The organism is Nonomuraea sp. NPDC048901, from assembly GCF_040649695.1.
Taxonomy (GTDB): Bacteria; Actinomycetota; Actinomycetes; order Streptosporangiales; family Streptosporangiaceae; genus Nonomuraea.
Map to the genome: position 1 here is coordinate 382005 of NZ_JBEZFW010000007.1, position 26644 is coordinate 408648.

At 69.8% G+C, this 26644-nt stretch carries 24 protein-coding genes; 15 read left to right on the forward strand and 9 right to left on the reverse strand.

Annotated features, from left to right (window positions below):
• Window positions 1–45 precede the first annotated feature (45 nt).
• The 5 genes from AB0C30_RS26405 to AB0C30_RS26425 all read left to right on the forward strand — a co-directional run bounded on the left by AB0C30_RS26405 (window position 46) and on the right by AB0C30_RS26425 (window position 7780).
• On the forward strand, window positions 46–1164 hold the full coding sequence (locus AB0C30_RS26405) for a glycosyltransferase family 1 protein (protein WP_357949005.1): 1119 nt from the start codon (window positions 46–48) through the stop codon (window positions 1162–1164).
• Between the two features lie 20 nt (window positions 1165–1184).
• Window positions 1185–2276 carry an NDP-sugar synthase gene (locus AB0C30_RS26410; protein ID WP_357949007.1) on the forward strand — a complete coding sequence of 364 codons (1092 nt, stop codon included), beginning with the start codon at window positions 1185–1187 and terminating at the stop codon, window positions 2274–2276.
• Between the two features lie 201 nt (window positions 2277–2477).
• The gene (locus AB0C30_RS26415; protein ID WP_357949010.1) at window positions 2478–3344 is read left to right on the forward strand and encodes a DNA-3-methyladenine glycosylase 2 family protein; all 867 of its coding nucleotides are present in this window, start codon (window positions 2478–2480) and stop codon (window positions 3342–3344) included.
• Between the two features lie 49 nt (window positions 3345–3393).
• Entirely contained in the window at window positions 3394–5952 is a 2559-nt protein-coding gene (locus tag AB0C30_RS26420) for a bifunctional FO biosynthesis protein CofGH (protein WP_357949013.1), read from the forward strand.
• 79 nt (window positions 5953–6031) lie between these two features.
• Window positions 6032–7780 carry a substrate-binding domain-containing protein gene (locus AB0C30_RS26425; RefSeq protein WP_357949015.1) on the forward strand — a complete coding sequence of 583 codons (1749 nt, stop codon included), beginning with the start codon at window positions 6032–6034 and terminating at the stop codon, window positions 7778–7780.
• Between the two features lie 68 nt (window positions 7781–7848).
• Here the strand turns inward: AB0C30_RS26425 and AB0C30_RS26430 are convergent, their stop codons facing one another.
• The 3 genes from AB0C30_RS26430 to cofD form a co-directional block, all read right to left on the reverse strand.
• Window positions 7849–8580, reverse strand: coding sequence for a lytic polysaccharide monooxygenase (locus AB0C30_RS26430; protein WP_357949018.1), 732 nt, complete (start codon window positions 8578–8580; stop codon window positions 7849–7851).
• Window positions 8581–8668: 88 nt separating this feature from the next.
• Complete coding sequence (locus tag AB0C30_RS26435; protein WP_357949497.1) at window positions 8669–9949, reverse strand: coenzyme F420-0:L-glutamate ligase; 1281 nt, start codon at window positions 9947–9949, stop codon at window positions 8669–8671.
• Between the two features lie 5 nt (window positions 9950–9954).
• Window positions 9955–10893, reverse strand: coding sequence for a 2-phospho-L-lactate transferase (cofD, locus tag AB0C30_RS26440; RefSeq protein ID WP_357949021.1), 939 nt, complete (start codon window positions 10891–10893; stop codon window positions 9955–9957).
• 193 nt (window positions 10894–11086) lie between these two features.
• Between cofD and AB0C30_RS26445 the strand changes: the two genes are divergently transcribed.
• Both AB0C30_RS26445 and AB0C30_RS26450 read left to right on the forward strand, forming a co-directional pair.
• Window positions 11087–13129 carry a hypothetical protein gene (locus AB0C30_RS26445; RefSeq protein ID WP_357949024.1) on the forward strand — a complete coding sequence of 681 codons (2043 nt, stop codon included), beginning with the start codon at window positions 11087–11089 and terminating at the stop codon, window positions 13127–13129.
• Between the two features lie 322 nt (window positions 13130–13451).
• Complete coding sequence (locus AB0C30_RS26450; protein WP_214633495.1) at window positions 13452–13712, forward strand: WhiB family transcriptional regulator; 261 nt, start codon at window positions 13452–13454, stop codon at window positions 13710–13712.
• 95 nt (window positions 13713–13807) lie between these two features.
• On the opposite strand, the gene AB0C30_RS26455 is transcribed toward AB0C30_RS26450, so the two are convergent.
• The 3 genes from AB0C30_RS26455 to AB0C30_RS26465 all read right to left on the reverse strand — a co-directional run bounded on the left by AB0C30_RS26455 (window position 13808) and on the right by AB0C30_RS26465 (window position 15674).
• Complete coding sequence (locus tag AB0C30_RS26455; protein WP_357949026.1) at window positions 13808–15025, reverse strand: methyltransferase domain-containing protein; 1218 nt, start codon at window positions 15023–15025, stop codon at window positions 13808–13810.
• A complete protein-coding gene (locus AB0C30_RS26460; RefSeq protein WP_357949029.1) occupies window positions 15025–15171 on the reverse strand; it encodes a hypothetical protein in 147 nt (48 codons plus the stop codon). Before AB0C30_RS26460 ends, AB0C30_RS26455 begins: the two co-directional genes overlap by 1 nt.
• Window positions 15172–15281: 110 nt before the next feature.
• Window positions 15282–15674 (reverse strand): metallopeptidase family protein, encoded by a 393-nt coding sequence (locus AB0C30_RS26465; RefSeq protein ID WP_357647905.1) that lies wholly within the window; start codon window positions 15672–15674, stop codon window positions 15282–15284.
• Between the two features lie 183 nt (window positions 15675–15857).
• Here AB0C30_RS26465 and AB0C30_RS26470 point away from each other — a divergent pair, with 183 nt between their 5' ends.
• Genes AB0C30_RS26470 through AB0C30_RS26490 form a run of 5 tightly spaced genes read left to right on the forward strand, consistent with a single transcriptional unit; the run spans window position 15858 to window position 19862 of the window.
• Window positions 15858–16226, forward strand: a complete 369-nt coding sequence (locus tag AB0C30_RS26470) for a DUF3499 domain-containing protein (protein WP_214633499.1) — start codon at window positions 15858–15860, stop codon at window positions 16224–16226.
• A 41-nt stretch (window positions 16227–16267) separates the two neighbouring features.
• Entirely contained in the window at window positions 16268–17617 is a 1350-nt protein-coding gene (locus AB0C30_RS26475) for a phosphomannomutase/phosphoglucomutase (protein ID WP_357949032.1), read from the forward strand.
• A complete protein-coding gene (locus AB0C30_RS26480; protein ID WP_214633501.1) occupies window positions 17614–17781 on the forward strand; it encodes a Trm112 family protein in 168 nt (55 codons plus the stop codon). Before AB0C30_RS26475 ends, AB0C30_RS26480 begins: the two co-directional genes overlap by 4 nt.
• Window positions 17778–18884 carry an SIS domain-containing protein gene (locus tag AB0C30_RS26485; protein ID WP_357949036.1) on the forward strand — a complete coding sequence of 369 codons (1107 nt, stop codon included), beginning with the start codon at window positions 17778–17780 and terminating at the stop codon, window positions 18882–18884. The genes AB0C30_RS26480 and AB0C30_RS26485 overlap by 4 nt, the downstream gene beginning before the upstream one ends.
• Before the next feature lie 51 nt (window positions 18885–18935).
• Entirely contained in the window at window positions 18936–19862 is a 927-nt protein-coding gene (locus tag AB0C30_RS26490) for a cation diffusion facilitator family transporter (protein WP_357949038.1), read from the forward strand.
• A gap of 25 nt (window positions 19863–19887) precedes the next feature.
• On the opposite strand, the gene AB0C30_RS26495 is transcribed toward AB0C30_RS26490, so the two are convergent.
• Complete coding sequence (locus AB0C30_RS26495) at window positions 19888–21615, reverse strand: phosphatidylglycerol lysyltransferase domain-containing protein (RefSeq protein WP_357949042.1); 1728 nt, start codon at window positions 21613–21615, stop codon at window positions 19888–19890.
• Window positions 21616–21808: 193 nt separating this feature from the next.
• Between AB0C30_RS26495 and AB0C30_RS26500 the strand changes: the two genes are divergently transcribed.
• On the forward strand, window positions 21809–22897 hold the full coding sequence (locus tag AB0C30_RS26500; protein WP_357949045.1) for an alpha/beta hydrolase-fold protein: 1089 nt from the start codon (window positions 21809–21811) through the stop codon (window positions 22895–22897).
• A 6-nt stretch (window positions 22898–22903) separates the two neighbouring features.
• Here AB0C30_RS26500 and AB0C30_RS26505 read toward each other — a convergent pair whose 3' ends face one another.
• Together AB0C30_RS26505 and AB0C30_RS26510 are read right to left on the reverse strand one after the other, a co-directional pair.
• A complete protein-coding gene (locus AB0C30_RS26505; RefSeq protein ID WP_357949047.1) occupies window positions 22904–23374 on the reverse strand; it encodes a GerMN domain-containing protein in 471 nt (156 codons plus the stop codon).
• A complete protein-coding gene (locus tag AB0C30_RS26510) occupies window positions 23371–23730 on the reverse strand; it encodes a MerR family DNA-binding transcriptional regulator (protein ID WP_357949050.1) in 360 nt (119 codons plus the stop codon). The genes AB0C30_RS26505 and AB0C30_RS26510 overlap by 4 nt, the downstream gene beginning before the upstream one ends.
• A gap of 101 nt (window positions 23731–23831) precedes the next feature.
• On the opposite strand from AB0C30_RS26510, the gene ahcY reads away from it, so the two are divergent.
• Both ahcY and AB0C30_RS26520 read left to right on the forward strand, forming a co-directional pair.
• Window positions 23832–25259 (forward strand): adenosylhomocysteinase, encoded by a 1428-nt coding sequence (gene ahcY / locus AB0C30_RS26515; RefSeq protein ID WP_357949053.1) that lies wholly within the window; start codon window positions 23832–23834, stop codon window positions 25257–25259.
• A 149-nt stretch (window positions 25260–25408) separates the two neighbouring features.
• Window positions 25409–26644 carry an adenosylhomocysteinase gene (locus AB0C30_RS26520; protein WP_357949056.1) on the forward strand — a complete coding sequence of 412 codons (1236 nt, stop codon included), beginning with the start codon at window positions 25409–25411 and terminating at the stop codon, window positions 26642–26644.

The window sequence follows — 26644 nt, forward strand, 5'->3', positions numbered from 1 at the left end:
GGGCGAAAGGTCCCACGTTGATCTTGAGGGGAGAAGATCTTCGTAATGCCTCGAGTGCTCGTCGACGCCGCGGCGGTCCCCGCGGACCGTGGGGCGTTGATCAGATACGTGGACGGGCTCGTCGCCGGTCTCGACCGGGCGGGTGCCGACCTCGCGGTGGTCTGCCAGCGCGCCGACGCCGACCGCTATGGGCGGCTCGCGCCCTCGGCCCGGATCATGCCTGGCCCCGTCGCCATCACCAACCGGGCGGCCAGGCTCGCCTGGGAGCAGACCGGAGTGCCGCTGCTCGCCCGCCAGGCGGGGGCGCAGGTCATCCACGCCCCCTACTACTCGATGCCGATCCGCGCGGGCCTGCCCACGGTGGTGACCGTGCACGACGTCACCTGGTTCACCGAGCCCGACCAGCACAGCCCGGTCCGGGCCTCGTTCTTCAGGTCCGCCACCCGCACCTCCGTACGTCACGCCACCCGCGTCATCGTGCCGTCCAAGGCGACCAGGGACGAGCTGATCCGCGTGCTCGCCGCCGATCCGACCCGCATCGACGTCGCCTACCACGGCGTGGACCAGCGGGTCTTCCACCCGCCGAGCGACGCCGAGATGCTCCGCGCGGTCACCAGGTGCGGCCTGCACGGCCAGCCGTACGTGGCCTTCCTCGGCGCGCTCGACCCGCGCAAGAACGTGCCCAACCTGATCCGCGGCTTCGCCATGGCCGTCAAGAGCCTGGACCACCCGCCCGCGCTGGTGCTCGGCGGCGGGGTCCACGAGGACGACGTCGACGAGGCCTGCCGGGAGGTCGAGGCCACCGTCAAGGTGGTGCGGCCGGGCTACCTGAGCATCCCGGACCTGCCGGGGTTCCTCGGCGGGGCGGTCGTGGTGGCGTTCCCGTCGCGCGGCGAGGGGTTCGGGCTGCCCGTGCTGGAGGCGATGGCCTGCGGCGCGCCGGTGCTCACCACCCACCGCACCTCGCTGCCCGAGGTGGGCGGCGACGCGGTCGCCTACACCGAGCCCGACGCCGACAGCATCGCCAGAGAGCTGGGCCAGCTGCTCGCCTCCACCGAGCGGCGGCTGCAGCTACGCGAGGCGGGTCTGGCCAGAGCCCGCGAGTTCACCTGGGAGGCGTCCGTGGAGGCGCATCTCAGCTCCTACCAGCGCGCGATCGAATAGTTGGATAACCTCACCGAGTGATGGAGAGCTCTTTGCCAGACCTTGAGGCGATCCTCCTGGTCGGAGGGCAGGGCACGCGCCTGCGTCCGCTGACACTGGGCACGCCCAAGCCGCTGCTTCCCACCGCCGGAGTGCCGTTCCTGGCACATCAACTGGCCCGTGCCCGATCCTTCGGGGTGCGCCGGATCGTCTTCGCGACCTCCTACAAAGCCTCGATGTTCGAGCCCGTCTTCGGTGACGGGGAGGCGTTCGGGCTCTCGCTCGAATACATGACCGAGGAGACGCCGCTCGGCACCGGCGGCGCGATCCGCAACGCCGCCGAGGCGCTCACCTCGGGTCCTGGCGATCCCGTGCTCATACTCAACGGCGACATCCTGTCCGGCCACGACATAGGCGACCAGGTTCGCACCCATGTGGACCGTTCCGCTGCTGTAACGCTCCATCTGACGGAGGTCGACGATCCGACCCGGTTCGGCTGCGTGCCCACCGACGACGACGGGCGGGTGACCGACTTCCTGGAGAAGACGCCCAACCCGGTGACCAACCGCATCAACGCGGGCTGCTACGTGTTCACCCGCTCGGTCATCGACCAGATCCCCAGGGGCGAGGTCGTGTCCGTCGAGCGACAGACCTTCCCGGGGCTCATCGAGTCGGGCGAGCTCGTGCTGGGCTACGCCGACCGCACCTACTGGCTCGACGTCGGCACGCCCGCCGCGTTCGTCCGCGGCTCGCGCGACCTGGTGCTCGGCCGGCTGGCCTCGCCCGCGCTGCCCGGCCCGACCGGCGAATACCTGGCGCTCGACGGGGCCGTGGTCTCGCCGGAGGCCAAGGTGCAGGGCGGCTCGACGGTGGGGGCGCGCGTCGTGGTCGAGGCGGGCGCCTCGGTGCTGGGCAGCGTGCTGGCCGACGACTGCGTGATCCACGCGGGCGCGTCCGTGACGGACTCGGTGGTGGGCCGGGGGGCGCGGGTGTGCGCGGGCGCGGTGGTGTGCGACGCGGTGATCGGCGACGGCGCGGTGGTGGGCCCGGGCAACGAACTCCAGGCAGGTGTACGCATTTGGCCTGGCATCGAGCTTCCTGAGCGCGCTGTTCGCTATTCAAGCGACGTCTAAACCCTTTTTTCTTCCTGTACGGCAAGCGGTGGGCACCCGCCACCCGCCATACAGGGCTGGGGGCCTCCAGGAATACGCCCGCTGAACCCGCACATGGCCGGCCGCCGATACGCGCGCCCCTGACAAGGGCCACCGGCGCCCGGAGGCGTACGGGGACGGCAGACTGTAGGGGTGATGGAGCGGTGGTGGGAGCCTGGGCGTGTGCTGGACCTGGGCCTTGTGCTGGGCCCGCACCGGCGCGGCACCGGCGATCCCACCTGGCGCACCACGCACGACGGTGCCGTGTGGCGCACCTCCCGAACCCCCGACGGCCCTGGCACCCTGCGGGTGAGCGTGCGGGCGGGGAGCGTGTGCGGGCAGGCATGGGGGCCGGGCGCCGCGTGGCTGCTCGAGGCGTTGCCCGCCCTGCTCGGGGCCGATGACGACGCCTCGGGGTTCAGCGTGCGACACGCCGTGCTGGAGGACGTGGCCAGGAAGCACGCGGGGTTGCGCATCGGCAGGACGGGCCGGGTCATGGAGGCCCTGGTGCCTGCCGTACTTGAGCAGAAGGTCGTCGGGCGTGAGGCGTGGCGGGCCTGGCGGTGGTTGCTGAACCGCTATGGGGAGCCCGCTCCGGGACCCGCGCCCGACGGGATGCGGGTCGTGCCCGAGACGGGCGTGTGGCGGGAGGTGCCGTCCTGGCACTGGCATCGGGCCGGTGCCGAGGCCGTGCGGGCCAGGACGATCGCCACGGCGGCCTGGCACGCCGCCAAGCTGGAGGCCGCCGCCACCAGCGAGGAGCTCGACCGGTTGCTGCGGGCTCTGCCGGGCATCGGGGTGTGGACGTCGGCGGAGGTGCGTCAGCGGGCCTTCGGCGATCCCGACGCTGTGAGCGTGGGCGACTTCCACCTGGCCACGCTGGTGGGCTACACGCTGACCGGCGAGAAGACCGACGATCCTGGCATGATGCGGCTGCTGGAGCCCTACATGGGCCACCGGCACCGGGCGACGGTCCTGATCTACCTCACCGGGCTGCGGCCGCCCGCGCGCGGGCCGAGAATGCCGGTGCGCGACTACCGCGCCTTTTGACCCTCCCCTAGGTGCGGGTCGTGAACCCAGCCCGTCGTAGTGTGCCGGTATGAGTCTCGTAAGTGATTCCGCACTCCGCCGTGCTCTCGCCCGGGCCCGCGACGGCAAGACCCTCGACGTCACCGAGGCGGCCGTGCTGCTCCACGCCCGCGATGAGCACCTTGACGCGTTGCTCGAACACGCCTCCCGGATCCGGGATGCCGGATTGACGGCGGTCGGGAGGGAAGGCGTCATCACGTACAGCAGGAAAGTGTTCATCCCGTTGACCAGGCTCTGCCGGGACCGTTGCGGTTACTGCACGTTCGCGACGGCGCCGAACAAACTGCCCGCGCCGTTCCTGAGTCCTGACGAGGTGCTGGAGATCGCCGCCCAGGGGGCGGCGATGGGGTGCAAGGAGGCGCTGTTCACGCTGGGGGACCGGCCCGAGGACCGCTGGCACCAGGCCCGCGAGTGGCTCGACGCGCACGGCTATGACGACACGCTGTCGTACGTGCGCGCGATGGCGATCAGGGTGCTGGAGGAGACCGGGCTGCTGCCGCACCTGAACCCCGGCGTGCTGAGCTGGCGCGACCTGCAGCGGCTCAAGCCGGTCGCGCCGTCGATGGGCATGATGCTGGAGACGACCTCGCGGCGGCTGTTCGAGGAGAAGGGGGCGGCCCACTACGGGTCTCCGGACAAGGATCCGGCGGTACGGCTGCGCGTGCTGGAGGACGCGGGCCGCTCGAACGTGCCGTTCACCACCGGGATCCTGATCGGCATCGGCGAGACCATCGAGGACCGAGCCGAGTCGATCTTCGCGATCCGGCGGGTGGCGCGCGAGTACGGCGGTGTCCAGGAGGTCATCGTCCAGAACTTCCGCGCCAAGCCCGACACCGCCATGCGCGGCCTGCCGGACGCCGACCTGCAGGAGCTGGCCGCCACGATCGCGGTGGCCCGGCTCGTCCTGGGGCCCCGGGTACGGCTGCAGGCGCCGCCGAACCTGGTCGACGCCGAGTACGAGCTGATGATCCGGGCCGGGATCGACGACTGGGGCGGGGTGTCGCCGCTGACGCCCGACCACGTCAACCCCGAGCGGCCGTGGCCGCAGATCGACGACCTGGCGGCACGGACCGGGGAGGCGGGGTTCCAGCTGCGGGAGCGGCTGACGATCTATCCGGAGTATGTGCTGGCGGGGGAGCCGTGGCTGGACCCTCGGCTGTTCGCGCACGTGGCGGCGCTGGCGGATCCGGTCACGGGGCTGGCGCGGGAGGACGCGGTGCTCCAGGGGCGGCCGTGGCAGGAGCCGGATGGGGGATTCGCGGCTTCTGGACGGGTGGATCTACACGTCGAGGTGGACACGACGGGCCGGACCAACGACCGGCGCGACGACTTCGACAACGTCTACGGAGACTGGGAGGCCCTGCGCGAGCGCCTGGACTCCGGCGCGGCTGGGGGGCATACGCCGTCCGAGGTGCGGGCGGCGTTGCGGCGGGCGGAGGCGGATCCGGCGGGGTTGAGTGAGGCCGAGGCCGTGGCGTTGCTGTCGGCCGACGGCGGGGCGCTCGACGAGCTGGCCCGCATCGCCGACGACCTGCGCGCGCAGGCGGTCGGCGACGAGGTGACGTACGTCGTCAACAGGAACATCAACTTCACCAACGTCTGCTACACCGGCTGCCGCTTCTGCGCGTTCGCCCAGCGCAGGACCGATGCCGACGCCTACACGCTCAGCCTGGACCAGGTGGCCGACCGTGCGGAGGAGGCGTGGCGGGCCGGGGCGACCGAGGTGTGCATGCAGGGCGGCATTCACCCCGACCTGCCGGGCACCGCCTACTTCGACCTCGCCAAGGCGGTCAAGGCCAGGACGCCGGGCATGCACGTGCACGCCTTCTCCCCGATGGAGGTCATCAACGGCGCCAGCCGGACGAACCTGTCCATCGAGGACTGGCTGCACGCGGCCAAGGAGGCGGGCGTCGACTCGCTGCCGGGCACCGCGGCGGAGATCCTCGACGACGACGTCCGCTGGGTGCTCACCAAGGGCAAACTGCCCACCAAGGAGTGGATCGACGTCATCACCACCGCGCACCGGGTGGGCATCCCGACGACGTCCACGATGATGTACGGCCACGTGGACACCCACGTGCACTGGGTCAGGCACATCAAGCTGATCAGGCGGCTGCAGGAGGAGACCGGCGGGTTCTCGGAGTTCGTGCTGCTGCCGTTCGTGCACACCAGCTCGCCGATCTACCTGGCGGGCGTCGCCCGGCCGGGCCCGACCGCGCAGGAGAACCGGGCCGTGCACGCGCTGGCCAGGATCCTGCTGCACGGCGCGATCTCCAACATCCAGTGCTCCTGGGTCAAGCTCCAGGACGACCTGTGCCACCAGGTGCTCCAGGGCGGGGTGAACGACCTCGGCGGCACGCTGATGGAGGAGACCATCAGCCGGATGGCCGGGTCGGAGAACGGCTCGTACAAGACGATCAGCGAGCTGCGCGCGATGGTCGAGGTCACCGGCCGGCCGGTGCGGCAGCGGACGACGGAGTACGGCCGGCCCGACGACGAGCGGCTGGCCGCGTCGGCGGCGAGCGACGGTGTCTGCCAGAGCGTCAGGCGGGTACTCCCGATGGCGTAGTTATAACAAGTTCTACCGAGTCTTGCGCCAGTCGTGGGCGACGCTGGAAGAATCGGCAGTCCCCGAAGAGAGGTGCACCGTGCGGCTGGGTCGACACCGGGCGGCGCTGCCCGCCGAGCAGCGCCGCAGGAAGGCACTGCAACGCGGCCTGCTGGCGGGGGCGGGGGCGCTGGCCATCGTCACCGCCACCGTGGTCGTGCTCTTCGGCGGAGCCGGCGCGCTGTGCACGACACGAGAGCCTGTTCTGGTCAGCGTGGCCGCCGCGGTGGACATCGCTCCGGCGGCCATGGAGGCGGCCGGGAAGTTCAACGACGCCAAGAACTCGATCGGCGGCCGGTGCGTGCTCGTCCAGGTCACCGAGCAGCCTCCGGCCACCGTGCTGCGTACGCTGATCGGCGACCGGGCCGGCGTGCTGCGCGAGCGGCCCGACGGCTGGATCGCCGACTCCTCCGCCTGGATCCGGTTAGCCCGCAAGCAGGGCGCGAGCGCGCTGCCCACGGGGGAGAGCGTGGTGGCGACGTCGCCGCTGGTGTTCGCCACGCGGTCGTCGCTGGCGCAGCGCTTCTCCGTCGGCAAGACCGAGATGAACTGGCGGATGGTCTTCCCCTCCACCGTGCGGGGCCGGCTCACGCCCAACGCCAACGAGCCCGACATCGTGCGCGTCCCCGACCCGTCACTGGTCGGCGCGGGCATCGCCACGGTCGCCGCCGCCAGGGACGTCGTGGGCAACGGGCCCGAGGCCGACAAGGCGCTGACCGCGTTCGTCCGCTGGGCGCAGGCGGGCTCGGCGCCCGACTATCGCTCGATGCTGGCCGCTGTGGACGACCACACGTTCTGGCAGCGGCCGGTGGTCATCGTGCCCGAGCAGTCGGTGTGGACGCACAACCAGCAGCCCTCGGCTGACCCCGTCGTAGCGCTGCGCCCGCGTGAGGGCACGATCAATCTCGACTACCCGTACGTCGTCACCGCCACCGACCCCACGGTCGCCGAAGCCTCGACGCTCTTCGCCGACTGGCTACGCGGCGCCGAGGCCCAGGATCTGGTACGGCGGGCCGGCTTCCACTCGGGCGACGGCGCGCAGGGCCCGATCTCGCCGGGGCCGGAGATCCCGACGGGCGCCCCGAAGACCCGGCCCTCGGTGTCGCCCGAGGACATCGACGAGGCACTGCAGGCGTGGAGCAGGCTGGCGCCGCCGACGAACATCCTGGTGCTCGCCGACACCTCCAAGCACATGGCCGAGAAGCTGAAGGACACCACCCGGCTGGGCGTCTCGCTGGCCGCGGCCAAGATCGGGCTGCGGCTCTTCCCCGACACCACGTACATGGGGCTGTGGGAGTTCGCCGTCGGGCTCGGCCAGGCCAAGGGCTACCAGCAGCGCGTCAGCATGGGACCGATCAACCGCCCCGAGAGCGGCCAGCTGGTCCGCAGGAGCGTACTCGACCAGCTCACCACCACGATCACCGCGCATCCCGACCGTGACAGCTCGCTCTACGACGCGATACTCGGCGGCTTCCACGAGGTCGCGGGCAAGTATCGCGCGGAGATGAACAACACGCTCCTGGTGATCACCGCGGGCAAGGACGACGGTCGCGGCATCAAGCTGCCGCAGCTGATCAGCAAGCTCCGCGAGGAGTGGGACCCGAACAAGCCCATCCAGATCGTCATCATCGCCTTCGGCAACGCGGACCGGGCGAGCCTGTCCGACATCACGTCGGTCACGAACGGCTCCCTGCACATCGCCCAGCAGCCGGACGAGATCATCGACGTCTTCCTCGCCGCGCTCGCCCGCCGCCTGTGCCACCCCACCTGCAAGCCGACGACGTATTGAGGAAGACACGTAATGAGGGGGCGCCGGGAAGCCCCGGCACCCCCTCGCTCGCTCGTGAATTCCGCGCGCTAGACGCGCTGCCATAGCGCCGGTACGTTCGGCGGCTCCCATCCGGGGAGTGAGGTGTGCGCCTGGATGCACTTGTACGACAGCCCGGCGTACGTGACCATCGCGCCCACCGCGTACGCGACATTCGGCGCCCAGGTGCCACCCGGCGAGGTCACCGTCGGGGTCGGCGTGGGTGTCGGGGTGGGGGTCGGAGTGGGCGTGGGGGTCGGGTTCCCGCCGCCGCCGCCGAACCTCAGGTCGACGCAGGAGTAGAAGGCGTTGGACGTGTCGGCGATGTTCCAGATCGCCAGGACCTTCTGCCGGCCGCTGTAGCCGGCGAAGTTCACGGTGTGGGTGACCGTCGCCGGTGGCTGGGCTCCTCCGTCGTTGAACGAGGCGACCCGGGTGTTGCCGATGAAGTACTCCCAGGTGCTGGTGGAGTGCCTGGCGGTGAGCGTCCACCTGAAGGTCACCGAGTTGCCGACCGAGGTGACCGGCCAGGGCTTGGACTCGTCGCTGAGCTGGGCGAAGCGGGCGTTGTTGGCGTGGCAGTTACGCAGCCCCTTCGGCCCTTCCACGCTCTGCGGCTCGTAGATGATGTCGCCGCAGTTGGGCACCTGACCCTGCGCGCAGAAGGCCTGACGGCTGGGCGGGGAGTTGATGTAGCCGTGCGCCAGGGCCGGCTCGGCGACGTAGACCGTGGCGGCGATCGAGACCACCGCCACGGTGAGTAACGTGAGCATCCTTCTCATGGAGTGCTCCTTTACATGGGGGGATGCTCCGAATGTAAAGGAAACCTTATTAACGGTAAATGGGCCCTTGACTGCCTTTGACTGGCTGTCAGCGCGTCAGGATGAAGTCGTGCGGATCGCGGGGCGGACGGTCCCGGGGCGGGGCCGCCGCGTGGCCCACCGCGACGCAGCCCATCGGGTCCCACGACTCCGGCAGGTCGAGCACCTCGCGCACCACCGGGCGGCAGAACATCGTGGACGACACCCACGCCGAGCCGAGTCCCTCGACGGCCAGCTGGATGAGGAAGTTCTCGACGCCCGCGCCCGTCGCCACGATGAACATCTCGCGTTCGGAGGCGTTGCGCCGCTCGTCACGGTAGGTGTGTGAGCCCTCCATCACCAGGCACGGCACGACCAGGTAGGGGGCGTTGCGCAGCACGTCACCGCGCCTGACCCGCTTGGTGATCGACTCCTCGGTGAACCCGTCGGCCCGCAGGTCGGCGATCCAGGCATCACGCATGGCGTCGAGCAGCTTCACCTTCGTCTGCGCCGACTCCACGAGCACGAACCGCCACGGGGTCGTGTGGTGCGGCGCCGGCGCGGCGATGCCCGCCGCCACCGCCCGGCGTACGGCATCGGAGTCGACCGGCTCGGCGGAGAACTCCCTGATCGTCCGGCGGGCGAACACCACGTCACGCGAGCCATAGCGGAACATGTCCTCGTCGGCCGGCCGGACCAGCGCCCGGACGCCCGGCCCGTCCTCCTCGGTCACCAGGTGGGACAGGCCGCGTACGACGGCCATGGGCACGCCCGCGAGCTTGCCCTTGACCAGCTCGGCGGCGGCGGCGATCTCGTCGATCAGGGCGGTCACGGTGGCGCTGAGCGGGTTGCCGTGGGTGTCGGCGCCGCCACGCAGGTCTTCGAGCGGGGTCACGCCGGCGGCGCCGATCGCCACGTCGGTCAGCCCGTGGCGCCACGGGCGGCCGAAGGTGTCGGAGATGATCACGCCCACCCGTGCGCGGGTGGCCAAGGCCGCGCGGATGCGCTGGGCGGAGGCGTCGGAGTCCTCGGGGAGCAGCAGGACCGTGCCGGGGGCGGTGTTGGAGGCGTCGACCCCGGCGGCGGCCATGACGAAGCCGTGGCGGGTCTGCGAGATGACGGTGTCGCCGCGCCTGGCCACCACGCGCTCGGTCTCTTCGGCGATGGCGGCCAGGCGGTCGGGGGCCTGGCGGACCCGGCCCTCGGCCTTGCTCACGATCTTGGAGGTGATGACGAGGATGTCGCCGTCACGCAGGTCGGCGTCGCCGAGCAGGGCCGCGATGTCGTCACCGGGCCGCACCTCACCGATGCCCGGGACTCCGAACACCTCGACACGACCGGCCGGACTCATGGGGGTCATCGGGCGAGCTCCAGGGCCAGGTCGAGGGTGGCGCGGGCGATGTCGGCCGCCGCGTCGGCGTCGTGCATGATCAGCGGTCGTGACTCCACCCTGACCCCGTCGAGAGCGACGCCGGAATCCTCCTCGGCGACCAGCCAGCCGTCGATCAGCTCCGCGCCGTAGAGGTCCAGCACCGCCTGGGCGCTGGTCTCGACGCCGATCGCGGTCAGGCAGGCGTCGGCCATGCCGCGCACCGGCGCCCCGCCGATGATGGGGGAGACGCCCACCACGGTCTTGGCCAGCAGCGCCTCGCGGATGCCCGGCACCTGAAGGATCGTGCCGATGCTCACCACCGGGTTGGACGGCGGCAGGATCACCACGTCGGCTTCCGCGATGGCCTCCAGCACGCCGGGCGCCGGCTTGGCGGTCTCGACCCCGACCAGCGCGATCGACTCGGCGGGGATGGCGGCGCGCAGGCGTACCCACCACTCCTGGAAGTGGATCGCCCGCCGCCCGCGCTCGTCGGAGACCACGACGTGCGTCTCGCAGCGGTCGTCGCTCATCGGCAGCAGGCGCACGCCCGGCTGCCAGCGCGCGCACAGCGCCTCGGTGATCTGGGAGAGCGGGTAGCCGGCCTCCAGCATCTGCGACCGGACGATGTGCGTGGCGAAGTCGCGGTCGCCCAGCCCGAACCACTGCGGTTCGACCCCGTAGGCGGCCAGCTCCTCCTTGACGGCATGGGACTCCTTGGCGCGGCCCCAGCCCTGTTCCTCGTCGATGCCGCCGCCCAGGGTGTACATGACAGTGTCGAGGTCAGGGCAGACGCGCAGGCCGAACAGGGTGATGTCGTCGCCCGTGTTGCCGATGACGGTGATCTGGGCGTCGGGGGCCGTCGCCCGCAGGCCACGCAGGAAGCGGGCGCCGCCGATGCCGCCGGCGAGGGACACGATGTGCATGCGGACCAGTCTCGCACCGGCCACCGACACGCCTGTCTCGGGAGGCGGCTTTACAACGCTTCGGTCTCCGAAAAACCCAGCAAACCATGCTTTATGTGGACGTCTAGCACGTAAGAGGTTGCTCGGACATCCGCCGCCAAAGTCATCGATGTGGCAAACTCCCTTCGGGCCAAAGGGTCCGATGGGGGTACTTGTGAGCAAACTTGACGTCGCCCGGCTGAGGGAGCCGGCCGCCTGGCTCATGCTCGCCGGCGGCGGACTGAACATCCTCGTGGCCATCGGCAAGGTCCTGGTCAGCTCTTCGGGCTCCGTGGTCGCCGACCTCTCCTTCGCGGACCGTGCCTTCAGCAACTTCGCGAACTTCACCAGCCCCGTCACCACGGCGCTGCTCCTCGGCTCGGTAGTGCTGCTCACCAAGGTCGGCACACCGTCGTCCCAGGCCAAGCCGGTCGCGTTCGGCGCGGCGGCCATGCTCGGCATCGCCACCCTGTTCGGCGCGATCACGCTGATCCTCGGGCTCTTCGCGGGCAGCGGTGCGCGGCTGACGGCGGAGTTCGTGATCAGGGGCGTGCCGGTGCTCGCGCTGACGGCCATCGCGCTGGTCTACCTGCTCCCACAGGTCCTGCCCGACCGCCCCGCCGTCCAGCCCCAGCAGGGGTACGGCCAGCAGTTCCCCAACGCCCCTTACGGTCAGCAGCCCCCCAGCCAGCAGCAGCCGTACGGTCAGCAACTCCCCGATCAGCAGTCTTACGGTCAGCAACCCCCCAGCTATGGCGGCCAGCCCGAGCAGCCCGGCTACGCCCAGCAGCCTGCGGGCCCTGGCGGCCAGCCTGAGCAACCTGCTTATGGCCAGCAGCCGCCGAGCTACGGCGGTGAGCAGCCGGGTTATGGACAGCAGCCACCCAGTTACGGCGGTCCGGCTGTGGCGGAGCAGGCCGGTCAGGCCGGTTATGCCCAGCAGCCGCCCAGCTTCGGTGGCCAGCCGGACGGCTTCGGAGCTCCGGCGGAGCAGCCGGGCTACGGCCAGCAGCCTCCGGGCCCTGGCGGCCAGCCTGAGCAGCCCGCCTATGGTCAGCAGCCGCCGAGTTATGGTGGCGCGCCCGAGCAGCCCGCTTACGGCCAGCAGCCGCCCAGCTTCGGCGGCCAGCCCGAGCAGCCCCCCTACACTCCTGAGCCGGCCTCGACCCCCCAGCCGGTCACCGTCGCATTCCCCGCCACGACCGACCGAGACCAGCCAGACCAGGGCTTCCCCCAGCCCCAGCCCCAGCCTGGCTTTGGCCAGACGGACCCGAGCTTCCCGACGCCCGACGGCGGCCACCAGCCGAAGCCCGAGTACCAGCCCGCCCCCTACGTCCCCGCGGACAGCCAGCCGAGCGCCTTCTCCCAGCCGTTCAACACACCGGCCAACCAGGCGATCACCTACAACACCCCGGATAGCCAGGCGATCCCGTACAACACGCCGGACAACCAGCTGATCCCGTTCAGCACACCGGACAGCCAGGCGGCTTCGTACGTCCCCGCGGACAGCAAGCCCAACGCCTACGCCCCCATGGACAGCCAGGCGAACGCCTACCAGACGGTCGACAGCCAGCCGAACCCGTGGGCGCCCGCCGACCCAGCCCAACCCCCGGCGCAGAACCAAGCCCCGCCGCAGCCCCTGTTCGGCCAGCAGCCTTTCGGCCACAACGCCTTCGACCAGCCGCAGAGCCAGCCCCAGAGCCAACCGCAGGGCCAGCCCTTCACCGGCTTCTCGGGTCACGAGTACGCCACCCCGGCCGCCTACCAGGAGCCCGACCCGCCGGTGGACCCGCGTTCCCAGCAGCTCCTGGACGCCTACCAGCAGGCCGAGACCTACCAGCACTCGGCGGCCGGCGCCCCCTCCGACCTGCGCGTTCCCGACTACGCGAGCCAGCAGCAGGCCAGGCCGTACGACGACCCCTTCGGGCACCCGCAGCAACAGCAGCCGGGCTACCCGACGCAGCCTCCGGCCCACCAGGCGCCCGCCCATCAGGTCCCTTACGAGCCTCAGCCGGCTCAGTACGAGCCGCAGCCCTACCAGCCGCACCACCAGTCGCAGCCCCAGGCGGCCGGATGGGGCGACCACCCGGCGGAGTCCACTGTCCGGCTCGACCAGTCGATGTTCCGTGGTGACGCGCTGGGTGGCGACGCGCCCCGGCAGGGAGACGACCCGATCGACCCCACGGCCATATACAGCCCCAACGAGCCACGCAGGTAAGAGACCGTTAAAGCACGGCTAGAGAGAAGGTGGGCCACGGGCGGAAGTCTCTCCCGCCCTGGTACGGTTCGGACCACTGCCAGACGTTGCAACACCCCAGGCCAACGCCATGGAAACAGGGACGAGGCCGGGGTGCGAACATCACATGCCATGCACACCGGGGCGAGATCTGGTCTTTCCCCGGATACCGGCATGCCGCTTGACTCCACGTACGGCACACGCGTGTAATTACAACCATGTTGTTACGCCTTCCTGTGGGTGGGTAGTAAGGAAGGCGTTCCATGGGGGGCTCCATTGCGGGCGGGCGGCAGGGAGGTGTGCAGTGACCGATCTGGTCATCGCACAGGATGAGCTTGACGCTGAAGAACTCGGCTGGCAGGAGCGTGCGCTGTGCGCTCAGACGGATCCGGAGGCGTTCTTCCCGGAGAAGGGCGGCTCCACCCGAGAGGCCAAGAAGGTCTGCCGATCATGCGAAGTACGTGCGGAGTGCCTTGAGTACGCACTCGAACACGATGAGCGGTTCGGCATCTGGGGTGGGCTGTCCGAGCGGGAGCGCAGAAGGATCAAGCGAGAGGCCGTTTAGGGATATAAGGGTTAGCGATATATGGGATATATGAGAAGGGGTCGCACGGGCTGCCGTGGGACCCCTTTTCGCATGCGTGGTGGGCGGGTCGCCGATCACCGAACAGCCGCTGGCACCCGCCCGAACCTGGACCCCGCTCCCGAAGCCGACGGCCACGTCATCCGTGCTTCCCCGATGGGCGTGGCGTCCAGCCAGATCTGCTGGCCGTGGGGAGTGACGGTCATGCCGAACCGGTCGCGGCCGGGCTTGCCCCAGCTCACCCAGCGGAAGTAGGCATCGGTGACCTCCTCCCACAGAGGCCGCCGGCCTACCTGGTAGACCTCGTACTCCTCTGTGTTGGGTCGCCACGCCACGGTCGCCCAGGAGTACGCCTCGTCGGGGTCGGACACCCACATCCGGTACAGCTCTCCGTCTTCGTCCGGTTCCGCACTGCCGCTCGAGGTCAGGCCCGTCAGCGACGAGATGGCGAGGTCTGCTCCGGACGGAGCGTAGGCGATCGTGCGGGGGTCCACGCGCGTGGTGAAGCGGTGTTTGTCCTCTGGGCCACGGGCCGGGCGGTCCGCGACGGGACGCTGGGAGCGCATCATCATGTACGAGGCGAAGCCGAGGAAGCGGCCGTACGCGGTGCCGTCCGGGGCGACGACGAGCCGCAGGGCGTGGTTGTCGCCGAACCCGGGACAGTAGGGCAGCACGATCTCCCCGCCAGGACGGCACTGCTCCACCCACGTGTACGGCACGGTGCGGATGCCGCAGGTGACGTGAACCCGATCGAACGGCGCCCGCTCCGGGCAGCCGGCCGCGCCGTCGCCGACGATCAGATGCGGGTGCACGCCGGCCGCGCTCAGGTTCTTGGCGGCCTGGTCCGCCACCATGGGGTCGACCTCGATCGAGGTCACGTTCTCCGCGCCGACGAGATGGGACAGCAGGGCGGCGGTCCAGCCGGTGCCCGTGCCGATCTCCAGCACCCGGCGGCCTGGCACGGTGTCCAGGATCTGGAGCAGGTCCGCGACGGTGCTCGGCGCCGAGGCCGAAGAGGAGTAGCCGCCCACCTTGTCCCTGATGTCGGTGGCCCCGTCGTCGAGCTGGGTGACGATGGAGTGGGGCGAGTAGACCGCGTCCCACCAGGCGTCCGGGTCGGCGTCGCGGTCGATGATGTACGCGCTGTCGGGGGTGGTCGGCACGGGGAGCGCGACCGAAGGGATGAACAGATGGCGGGGCACCGCGCGGATCGCCCCTTTGACGCGTGGCCCGATGTCGTCGAACTCGTCGAGGTGCTCGATCAGGCGTTCAACCCCCTGCGCCGTGTCGTTCACTACTTCTTTCCGTCCTTCGAGTCGGCGCTGTGTGCGCCGTTGGAGGTCTTGTTCTGGTCCTTGTTGGAGCTGGCTTCTCGGCTCGCGGCGGATTTCGGATCGAGGGCCTCGGCCTTCGGGCTGTCGGGCTTCTCGTGCCTGCCCACAGATGCTCTCCTTCGCATGGAACGAATGAACACGCACGGTAATCGTATGGCTACTCTCTGCAACTAGGCAAGGGTTGCCAAACCTTCGACCGCCGCGCTGGTCCAGGCGGTCAGCGGCGGTCGTCGTAGCCCGGGTCGACGGTCTCGGGTGACAGGCCGAGGAGGGTGGCCACCTGCTCGACCACGGTGTCGTGCACCAGCGCCCCCAGCGTGTCGCGGTCACGGGCGCGGGCCTCCAGCGGCCGCCGGTAGATGACGACGGCGGCCGGATCCTGGCCGCGCGCGACGTCGGCGCGGCCGAACGGGATCGGTTCGGAGCCGAGCCGGGGCCCGTCGCCGAGCTCGCTCAGCGGCGGCACCTCCTCGACCGCGAACTCCACCGCCGCCAGCTGCTTGCCCCACTGCGGCCGGAGCCGGTCGACGGCGTCGAGCACGAGATCGTCGAACCGCTCGCTGCGTGATCTGGCGATCGGCACATGGGAGGGCGCGAGGGGGCCGCGCATGCCGCGACCGTGCCGGTCACGCCGTCTGGGGCCACGCCGTTGGTTCACACGGCAAGTGTACGGGGAGGCGGCTTCGGGGCAGTTGGGGAGAAAGGCTGCGACAGGTGTCCGAATTGTGGCGACACGCTCGTTAAGAGCGCCCAGATAGTGGCGCCTCGCACTCTTACCAGATACGGTCCCTCCGTGAGCCCCGTCCGCCGCTGTTCCCGCACCGCCTGCAGTCAGCCTGCAGTCTTCACGCTCACGTACGTATACGCCGACTCGACCGCTGTTCTCGGCCCTCTGGCGACGTACGCCGAGCCACACTGTTACGACCTGTGCGCCGAACACGCCGAGCGACTGACCGCTCCCCGCGGCTGGGAAGTGGTGCGGCTGCCCACGGACGGCACATCGCCCAGCTCCGACGACCTCGAGGCGCTGGCCAACGCCGTCAGGGAGGCCGCCAGGCCCGCGCCGTCAGGTGGCGGCGAGCCGGTCGGCCAAGGGGTCGAGGTCGGGCGGAGGGGGCACCTGCGCGTTCTTCGGTCCGCCCAGCAACATCGCGACCGGTAGGCTCGGTCGTACACGTGACGACCTAGGGGCGGAGCTGGAGAGTGGGCGACCTCGCCAAGATCTTCAAGGCGTACGACGTTCGCGGCGTGGTGCCTGACGAGCTGGACGAGCCGACCGCCGAGGCCGTGGGGGCGGCCTTCGTCGAGGTGACAGGGGCGCGATCGGTCGTGGTCGCGCATGACATGCGGGAGTCATCCGGGCCGCTGTCCGCGGCATTCGTGCGCGGGGCGCGCTCGCGCGGCGCCGACGTGGTGCACGCCGGGTTGGGCTCCACCGATCTGCTCTACTACGCCAGCGGCAGCCTGGGGCTGCCCGGTGTGATGTTCACCGCCAGCCACAACCCGGCCCGATACAACGGCATGAAGATGTGCCGCGCGGGCGCGGTGCCGATCGGCGGCGACAGCGGCCTCACCGAGATCCGCGACCGCGCGGCCGAGCTGCTTGGCAGAGCCGCCGAGCCGACCGGTTCGCTGATCGAGAAGGACCTGCTCCAGGGCTACGCCGACCACCTGCGCAAGCTGGTCGACCTGTCGAGCATCCGGCCGCTGAAGGTCGTCGCCGACGCGGGCAACGGCATGGGCGGTCACACCGTTCCGGCCGTCTTCGAGGGCCTGCCGATCGAGCTGATCCCGCTCTACTTCGAGCTCGACGGCTCCTTCCCCAACCACGAGGCCAACCCGCTGGAGCCGGCCAACCTGCGCGATCTGCAGCGAGCCGTCCGCGAGACGGGCGCCGACCTCGGGCTGGCCTTCGACGGCGACGCCGACCGGTGCTGGGTGATCGACGAGCGCGGCGAGTCGGTCTCGCCGTCCGCCGTCACGGCGCTGGTAGCCGTACGCGAGCTGGGCAAATACCCGGGCGCGACGATCATCCACAACCTGATCACGTCGGCGGGGGTGCCGGAGATCGTCCGCGAGCACGGCGGCGAGCCGGTGCGCACCCGCGTCGGGCATTCGTTCATCAAGGCCGAGATGGCCCGCACGGGCGCGGTCTTCGGCGGCGAGCACTCCGCCCACTACTACTTCCGCGATTTCTGGTTCGCCGACTCCGGCATGCTCGCGGCGATGCACGTGCTGGCCGCGCTCGGCGAGCAGGACCGCCCGCTGTCGGAGCTGATCGGCGCCTATGCGCGCTACCACGCCTCGGGCGAGATCAACAGCACGGTCGCCGACCAGGACGCGGCCCTCCAGTCCGTACGAGAGGCGTTCGGCTCCAGGGGGGCTGTCGACGAGCTCGACGGGCTCACCGTGACCGGCGCCGACTGGTGGTTCAACCTGCGCGCCTCCAACACCGAGCCGCTGCTGCGGCTCAACGCCGAGGCGGCTGACGAGAGCAAGATGACGGCGATACGGGACGAGGTCCTCGCCATGGTTAGAGGGGTGTCAGTGTGAAGATCGACGACTGGCTGCTGGAGATTCTGGCCTGCCCGGCGTGCAAGTCACCGCTGCGCGCGGAGAGCGAGACCGAGGAGCTGGTCTGCACGGGATGTGGCCTGATCTACCCGGTCAGGGATGACATTCCCGTCCTGCTCGTCGACGAGGCCAGGAAGCCGTGACCTGGGAGCCCGAGCGGCTCGATGACCAGCACCATCTCACTGAGGCCGATCCGGGCGGCATGCTGGTGGCGGTGGCGGCCTCGGCCGCCCAGGTCCGCATCGCCTACCGCGCCGCGGTCGAGGCGGGCGTCGACCGGCTGATCTCCCGAGTACGCCCGCGCGCGATCGTGGTCCTGGGCATGGGCGGCTCCGCGATCGCGGGCGACGTCCTGGCCGCGGTCTGCGGCAACGGCGCCCCGATGCCCATCATGACCCTGCGCTCCCACCAGCTGCCCGGCTGGGTGGGCGCCACCGATCTGGTCATCGCGGTGTCGTGCTCGGGCCGCACCGAGGAGACGCTGTCGGCGGCCATGGAGGCCGTGCGGCGCGGTTGCTCCCTGCTCGCGGTCGGCAGCGCGGACTCACCCCTGGAGGCGATCGCCAGACAGGCCTCCGCCGTCTACGTGGCGGTGCCCGCGACCGGGCAGGCCCGCGCCAACCTCTGGCTGCTGACGATCCCGCTGATCGTGTCCGCCGCCTCGCTCGGCCTGGTCAAGGCCGACGAGGAGCTCTACGAGCGGGTGGCCGGGACGATGGAGGACATGGCGCACCGGTGCCGCCCGTCCAGCGAGTCGTTCGTCAACCCGGGCAAGGCGCTGGCCATGGAGCTGGCCGAGAGCGTGCCGATGATCTGGGGCTCGTCCTCCGTCGCCGCGGTCGCCGGCTACCGGCTGGCCTGCCAGCTCAACACCAACGCCAAATACCCGGCGATCTACGGCGAGCTGCCCGAGACCGGCCACAACCAGGTGGCCGCCTTCGACGGGCCGATGGCCGAGCGCGACATCTTCGCCGACGCCGCCAGCCGCACGCTCAGGCTGGTGATGCTGCGCGACGTCGAGGAGGACCCACGGGTGTCGCGGCGCCGCGAGGCGACCGTACGACTGGCGAACGACCGCGACGTGCCCGTCACCGAGCTGTCCGCCGAAGGCACGCATCCGCTGGAGCGGATCGCCTCGCTGATCGGCCTGGGCGACTACGCGGCCACCTATCTGGCTCTCGGATATGGCGTCGATCCGACCCCTGTGCCGGCGATCACGGAGCTCAAGGCCAGAATTTCGCAATAGGATCCCTTTTCGGGCCTATAACGACATGATCATGATGAGTGGAGTTTTTCGGTGAGCGCGAGTGGCGGTAGCAAAGCGATCATTGCGGCGTTGACCGCCAACCTGGCGATCGCCGTATCGAAGTTCGTGGCCGCGTTCTTCACCGGGTCGTCCTCGATGCTCGCCGAAGGCATCCACTCCGTCGCCGACTCGGGCAACCAGCTGCTGTTGCTGCTCGGCGGCAAGCGGGCGCAGCGGGAGCGGGACAAGGCGCATCCCTTCGGATATGGGCGCGAGCGCTATTTCTACGCGTTCGTGGTGGCCGTGGTGCTGTTCACGATCGGTGCGGCGTTCTCGCTCTATGAGGGCGTCACCAAGATCCTGCATCCGCACGATGTGGAGTCGCCGATCTGGGCGTTCGCGGTGCTGATCTTCGCGATCATCGCGGAGGGTTTCTCCTTCCGTACGGCGATCAGGGAGTCCAACCCGCTGCGCGGCAGTCAGTCGTGGGTGACGTTCATCCGCCGGTCCAAGTCGCCCGAGCTGCCGGTCATCCTGCTGGAGGACCTTGGCGCGCTGCTCGGCCTGATCTTCGCGCTGTTCGGCGTGGCGATGGCGGTCATCACGGGCGACGGCGTGTGGGACGGGGTCGGCACGCTGATGATCGGCCTGCTGCTGGCCGTGATCGCGGTCGTGCTGGCCATCGAGACCAAGTCGCTGCTGGTCGGTGAGGGGGCCTCGGCGGAGATGGAGGCCCAGATCCGGACCGCGCTGGAGAGCACGCCGGCGGTCGACCGGGTGATCCACATGCGCACGATGCACCTCGGGCCGGAGGAGCTGCTGGTGGCGGCCAAGATCGCGGTTTCGCACGACGACTCGGCCTCCGAGGTCGCCAGGGGCATCGACGAGGCCGAGCGGCGGATCCGTGAGGCCGTACCGATCGCCCGGGTCATCTACCTGGAGCCGGACCTCGACCGCTCGCACACACCGACCGCCTGACGCGCTCCTCCCCGGGTGTGCGCGGCTACGAGGTGAGTGGGGCCGTGTTGCGTCTGATGAGGCGGGTGGCGCGGCGCCAGCCGCGGCTGGGCAGGCCCAGCGTGATGAACGCCTCGGCCTGCAACGCCGACACCCCGATCCGCGGCAGATCCCGGGCATTGGGGTAGACCACGAACCGCGGCTCCCAGATCGGCCGGAACTTGGCGTTGAACCGGTACAGCGACTCGATCTGGAACCAGTGCGACAGGAACACCAGCAACCCGCGCCACGCCCGCAGCACCGGCCCGGCGCCGAGCCGCTCGCCCCTGGCCAGCACCGCCCGGAACATCGCGAAGTTCAGCGAGACCTGCTTGATCGCCATCTCGGGCGCGGCCTGGAGGGTCTTGACGATCAGCAGCTCGTTCAGTCCGGGATCGGCGTCGCGGTCCCTGCGCATCAGGTCGAGGGAGATGCCGTGCGGCCCCCACGGCACGAAGTGCAGCACGGCGCTGATCTCGCCGTCCTTGTGCGCGGTGGCCACCACGCAGTCGGCGTCGGCGGGGTCGCCGAAGCGGCCGAGCGCCATGGAGAAGCCGCGTTCGGTGTCGGTGCCGCGCCAGGAGACGGCGGCCTGCTTGATCCGTTCCTTCTCGTCCCCGGTCAGGTCGGCGACCCGTCGGACGCGGCAGGTGTAGCCCCCGCGCTCGACCCTGTTGGCCATCTGGCGGACGTTGCGCATGGCCCGGCCCTCCAGCGTGAAGTCGGCGACCTCGACCACCGCCTCGTCGCCGAGCTCCAGCGCCGACATTCCGGTCCTGCGGGTCCACACCTCGCCGCCGACCTCGCCGCAGCCGATCACCGCGGGCACCCAGGCGTGCCGTCTGGCCTTGGCCATGAACCCGTCGATCGCCGCCGGCCACGCCTCGCGGTCGCCGATCGGATCGCCGCTGGCCAGCATGACGCCCGAGACGACCCGGTAGGCGATCGCGGCCTTGCCCGAGGGGGAGAAGAGCACGCTCTTGTCGCGGCGGAGCGCGAAGTAGCCGAGCGAGTCGCGCTGCCCGTGTCTGCCGAGCAGGTCGCGCAGCCGCCGCTCGTCGTCCTCGGTGAGCTCGGAGATCGGGCGTTCGGGGCGCAGCAGCAGGTAGAGGGAGGTGACCGCGGTCAGTGTGCCGAGCGCGATCAGCGAGAGGTAGACCAGGTCAGAGACGCGGTCGTCGGTGTAGGTGACCGGGCCCTCGACGCCCACCAGGCCGTACACGACATGCTGGAACCGGTCCAGCACGCTCGGGTCGCCGACGATGACCCTCGGGTGGGCGCTGACCAGCAGGTAGCCGAGGCCGAGGTCGAGGGCGCCGAGTCCGAGGAAGTTCCACAGCGCCCGCCAGCGGGTGCGGGGGTCGGACAGCGCGACGAACTCATGCCTGTTCAGCAGCAGCACCAGGCAGACGACCAGGCTGAGCACGGCCGTGACCAGGTGACGCAGGTGGACGAGCTCTACGGCCGCGCTCACCGGCAGCAGCACCACCATCGCCCGCCAGGCCCGCGCCTTCCTGCGGCGCAGCCCGTGCGCCAGCATCACCAGCAGGATGCCGACGATCAGGGCCGTCGCCCGCGCGAGCGTGGTGACGATGCCGGGCAGCAGATCGGACCACTGGCCCATCCTCGTGCGACCGAATCCCGGGGCCACGGCCCTGATGATGTCGAGCAGACCGATCATCAGTGAGGCGTAGCCGGTGACAGTCGGCACCCATGGGCGCGCGAGCCTCTTCACAGCTCCATATTAGATTCGAGGCTCTATAACGGCTGTGTTAGCTCGCCGGTGGTGATCAGGTGGTTCCGGTCCGAGACCGGGCCAACCGGCGATCAGGTCGAAGAGCCGAACCGGGGTCCGCGCCGACAGATTTGCCGCAAGGGCTTAACCCGATGCTTACGCCGCGCGGAGTATGCCTATCGTGGAGGGCGATATGGGACTGACCTCGGTGAAACTTCAATTTCTCGTGCTGGTGCTCGCGGTAGGGGCGCTGGTCGCGACCGTGTGGCTGTGGCCCCGGCTGAGCGGCCGCGGCTGGCCGGCCGTACTGGGCAGGGTGGGTGTGCTAGCGGGAGACCAGCTGTTAACGCTGGTGGCGCTCGCCCTGATCGGGAACTCCTACTTCGGCTTCTACGGCTCGTGGGACGACGTGCTCGGCACCGACACGGGATCGGCGCCCATCACGGTCGCGGGCGTCGGCGCGGGCATCAAGGTGCTGTCCCAGCGGGCCGTACGGGGCGGGCGGATCGAGCAGGTGATGATGCCGGGGCCGACCACGCACCTCAGCGAGGAGGCGTACATCTTCCTGCCCTCGGCCTACTTCACCGACAAGCAGGCGCGCTTCCCTGCGATCCTGTCGCTGACCGGCTACCCGGGCGACCCGCGCAACCTCATGACCCGGCTCGACCTGCCTGGGCGGATGGCGAGCGCGATCGCCAAGCACCAGGTCAAGCCGACGATCCTGGTGATGATGCGGCCGAGTGTGGTGCTGCCGCGCGACACCGAGTGCGTCGACGTGCCGAACGGGCCGCAGGTGCAGACGTACTTCGCCACTGATGTGCGGCGGGACATGATCGCCTCGTACCGGGTGGGGAGCGGGCGGGACTACTGGGGCGTACTGGGTGGCTCGACCGGCGGCTACTGCGCGCTGAAGCTCTCCATGACCCATCCGGACGCGTTCTCGGCGGCCGTGTCGCTCTCGGGCTACTACAAGACGATCATCGACGGCACCACCGGTGACCTGTTCGGCGGGGACAAGGCGGTCGAACAGCGCAATGACCTCATGTGGCGGCTGTCCAGCCTGCCCGCACCGCCGGTCACCGTGCTGGTCACCAGCAGCAAGAAGGGCGAAAGCGACTACCGGTCGACGCAGCAGTTCCTGGCCGCGGTGAAGCCGCCGATGCAGGCGTCGTCGCTGATCCTGCCCAGCGGCGGGCACAACTTCAACACCTGGAACAGGGAGCTGCCGCAGGCCCTGCCGTGGCTCGCCCAGCAGCTCCACGCCCCTGCCTCCGCCGCTTAGCGGCCCTTACTCGTGGCCGGTTATGCAGGACGTGCCCGCGTCCGACTGGTCGAACAGGCAGCGGCCGTCCTTGTCCAGCGTGATCACTTTCTTGACCGACTTGAACTGCTTCAACGTGGCGGCGATCGTGTGCAGGGCACGCGCGTCGCCGCCCACCCCGCTGCCCCACACCGTCCGGCAGAAGCGCAGCGTGGCCTTGCCGTCCTTGATCTTCAGCTTGAAGTCGGCGCCGCAGTCGGACGGCCCGCGCAGCCGTCCGGTCAGTTCGGAGTGCAGGCCCCTCCCGCGCTCCGCCTTGGTCGGGCCCGCGATCAGTTGCTCGATCACGAACTCGGCGACGCCGTGATCGGGCGCCTTCCTGGTCACCGCGACCACCTTGCCGGGAATGCCGTCTCCCTTGGCGAAGTAGACCTTGACCTCGCCGGTCAGCTGCGCCGGGGAGAGGGAGAGCACGGTGGCCATCAGCAGTTCCATCATGACCGTTTGGACGCGTGGCCGGGAGCGGAGGTTCGCAGGAGGCGCAACGCCTTCTCCTGCTCGAAGTCCAGGGCGCGGCGCGGCGCCGGGATGCGCCCGATTCGCACCCCGAGATCGCGTACGGCGCCCGCCACGGCGGGCTCGCTCAGCACGCGCAACGCGAACGCCAATTCGGCGGGCGAGATGTCGAACCGCTTCTCCAGCTCGATCCCCTGAGCCACGGCCGCGAGCTCGTCCGTGCCGAACCGCCGATGCGCACCCTGCTCCCGGACCGGCGGCAGAAGGCCCAGAGCTTCCCGGTATCGGAGCATTCGCGGGGACATGCCGAGCCGCCTGGCCGCTTCAGTGATGCGCATCCTTACATTCTTACGTCAGTTTTCGGGTGGTAGAGATGCGACCTTGCTCGGACGGCACCTAAACTCATCGCGACAACTCCGTGATGCGAGGGGAAAACCCGATGGACTTCAAGGTCGCCGACCTTTCACTTGCCGACTTCGGCCGCAAGGAGATCCGGCTCGCCGAGCATGAGATGCCCGGCCTCATGGCCATCCGCCGTGAGTACGCAAGTGCGCGACCCCTGTCCGGCGCGCGGATCATGGGCTCCCTGCACATGACGATCCAGACCGCCGTCCTCATCGAGACGCTGGTCGCGCTCGGCGCCGAGGTCCGCTGGGTCAGCTGCAACATCTTCTCCACCCAGGACCACGCCGCCGCCGCGGTCGTCGTCGGCCCCACGGGCACCGTCGAGGACCCCAAGGGCGTACCGGTCTTCGCCTGGAAGGGCGAGACACTGGAGGAATACTGGTGGTGCACCGAGCAGGCGCTCACCTGGCCGGGCGGCCAGACCCCCAACATGATCCTCGACGACGGCGGCGACGCCACGCTCCTCGTCCACAAGGGCGCCGAGTATGAGAAGGCCGGGGCCGTCCCGTCCGCCACGGACGACGACCCGGAGGAGTGGCACGTCATCATCGACCTGCTCCAGCGCACGGTCGGCGACGACAAGCGGTGGACCGCGATCGCCGAGAGCATCAAGGGCGTGACCGAGGAGACCACGACCGGCGTGCACCGCCTCTACGAGATGCACAAGACCGGCTCGCTGCTGTTCCCGGCGATCAACGTCAACGACTCGGTGACCAAGTCCAAGTTCGACAACAAGTACGGCTGCCGCCACTCGGTGATCGACGGCCTCAACCGCGCCACCGACGTGCTGATCGGCGGCAAGGTGGCCGTGGTCTGCGGCTACGGCGACGTGGGCAAGGGCTGTGCCGACGCGCTGCGCGGCCAGGGCGCCCGCGTCATCGTGACCGAGATCGACCCGATCTGCGCGCTCCAGGCGGCCATGGACGGCTTCCAGGTCACCACGCTGGACGAGGTCGTCGGCCTGGCCGACATCTTCGTCACCGCGACGGGCAACTTCGACATCATCACCGCCGCCCACATGGCGAAGATGAAGCACCAGGCGATCGTCTCCAACATCGGGCACTTCGACAACGAGATCGACATGGCCGGCCTGGCCAAGCTGCCCGGCGTCGAGAAGCGCAACATCAAGCCGCAGGTCGACGAGTGGGTGTTCGCCGACGGCCACTCGATCATCGTCCTGGCCGAGGGCCGGCTGATGAACCTGGGCTGCGCCACCGGGCACCCGAGCTTCGTCATGTCCAACTCGTTCACCAACCAGGTGATCGCGCAGATCGAGCTGTTCACGAAGACGGACGAATACCCGATCGGCGTCTACGTGCTGCCCAAGCACCTGGACGAGAAGGTCGCCCGCCTGCACCTGGACGCCCTGGGCGTGAAGCTCACCGAGCTGACCAAGGTCCAGGCCGAGTACATCGGCGTCCCCGTCGAGGGCCCGTTCAAGTCCGACCACTACCGGTACTGATTTCTATTTTTTACGGCAGAGCACGGTGAGCGCCAACCCCGCACGGGGTTGGCGTCTGTCCAGGGGAACGCTCCTCCGGTGATGCGGGGCGGGGCGCCGTTACGTGCGTCTTCTTGACCGTCTTCTTCGGGGAAGTGTGGGGTGGAGCGGTGGATCTTACGGAGAGTGGAGAGCGGCATATCAGTTGGGCCGCTCGGTCCATGCCTGTGTTGACCGCTGTGGGGGCGCGGTTCGCTGTGTCCCGGCCGCTCGACGGGTTGAAGATCGCCGCTTGCCTGCATGTCACCGCTGAGACCGCGGTGCTCATGGGGGCGTTGAAGGCCGGAGGCGCTGAGATCGCTCTTGCCGCCTCCAACCCCCTGTCCACGCAGGATGACGTCGCCCAGGCGTTGCGCGGCTATGGGATAGCCGTTCACGCCCGGGCAGGGGTGGATCGGGCCACCTACTACCGGCATATTCATCAGGCGCTCGATCTGGGGCCTGATCTGGTGCTGGATGACGGGTGCGATCTGGTCAACATCCTGCACACCGAGCGGACCGATCTCCTGGACGGGGTCTCCGGAGGTTGCGAGGAGACCACTACCGGGATCATCCGGTTGCGGCAGATGGCCGCCGAGAGCGCCTTGCGGTTTCCGGTGGTGGCCGTGAACGACACCCGGACCAAGCGGATGTTCGACAACCGCTACGGGACCGGGCAGTCCACGCTCGACGGGATCATGCGGGCCACCAACATGATGCTGGCCGGGCGGACCGTCGTGGTGGCCGGGTTCGGCTACTGCGGCCGGGGGGTCGCCGAGCGGGCCAAGGGGCTGGGGGCGCGGGTGCTCGTCACCGAGATCGACGCCGTCAAGGCGCTGGACGCCACCCTCCAGGGATACGAGGTGCGGCCCATGGCGGAGGCCGCCGTGGCAGGGGATCTGTTCATCACCGTCACCGGGAACCGGGACGTCATCCGGGGCGAGCATCTGGCCCTCATGAAGGATGGCGCCATTCTCGCCAACGCCGGGCATTTCGACATCGAGATCGACGTGCGGGCCCTGGACGAGCTGGCCGAGGAGGTCCACCGCGGGGTCCGGCCCAACACCGACGAGTACGTGCTGGCGGACGGGCGGCGGCTGCTGTTGCTGGCCGAAGGGCGGCTGGTCAATCTGACCGCGGCCGAAGGGCATCCGGCGGCCGTGATGGACATGTCGTTCTCGGCGCAGGCGCTGGCCGTCGCCTGGCTGGCCGAGGAGCGGGCGCGGCTGATGCCGGGCGTCTACGACGTACCCGAGGAGATCGACCACGAGGTGGCCAGGCTCAAGCTGGCCGCCGCCGGGATCGGGATCGACACGCTCACCGGCGAGCAGGAGGAATATCTGCATTCCTGGCGGGTCGGTTCCTAG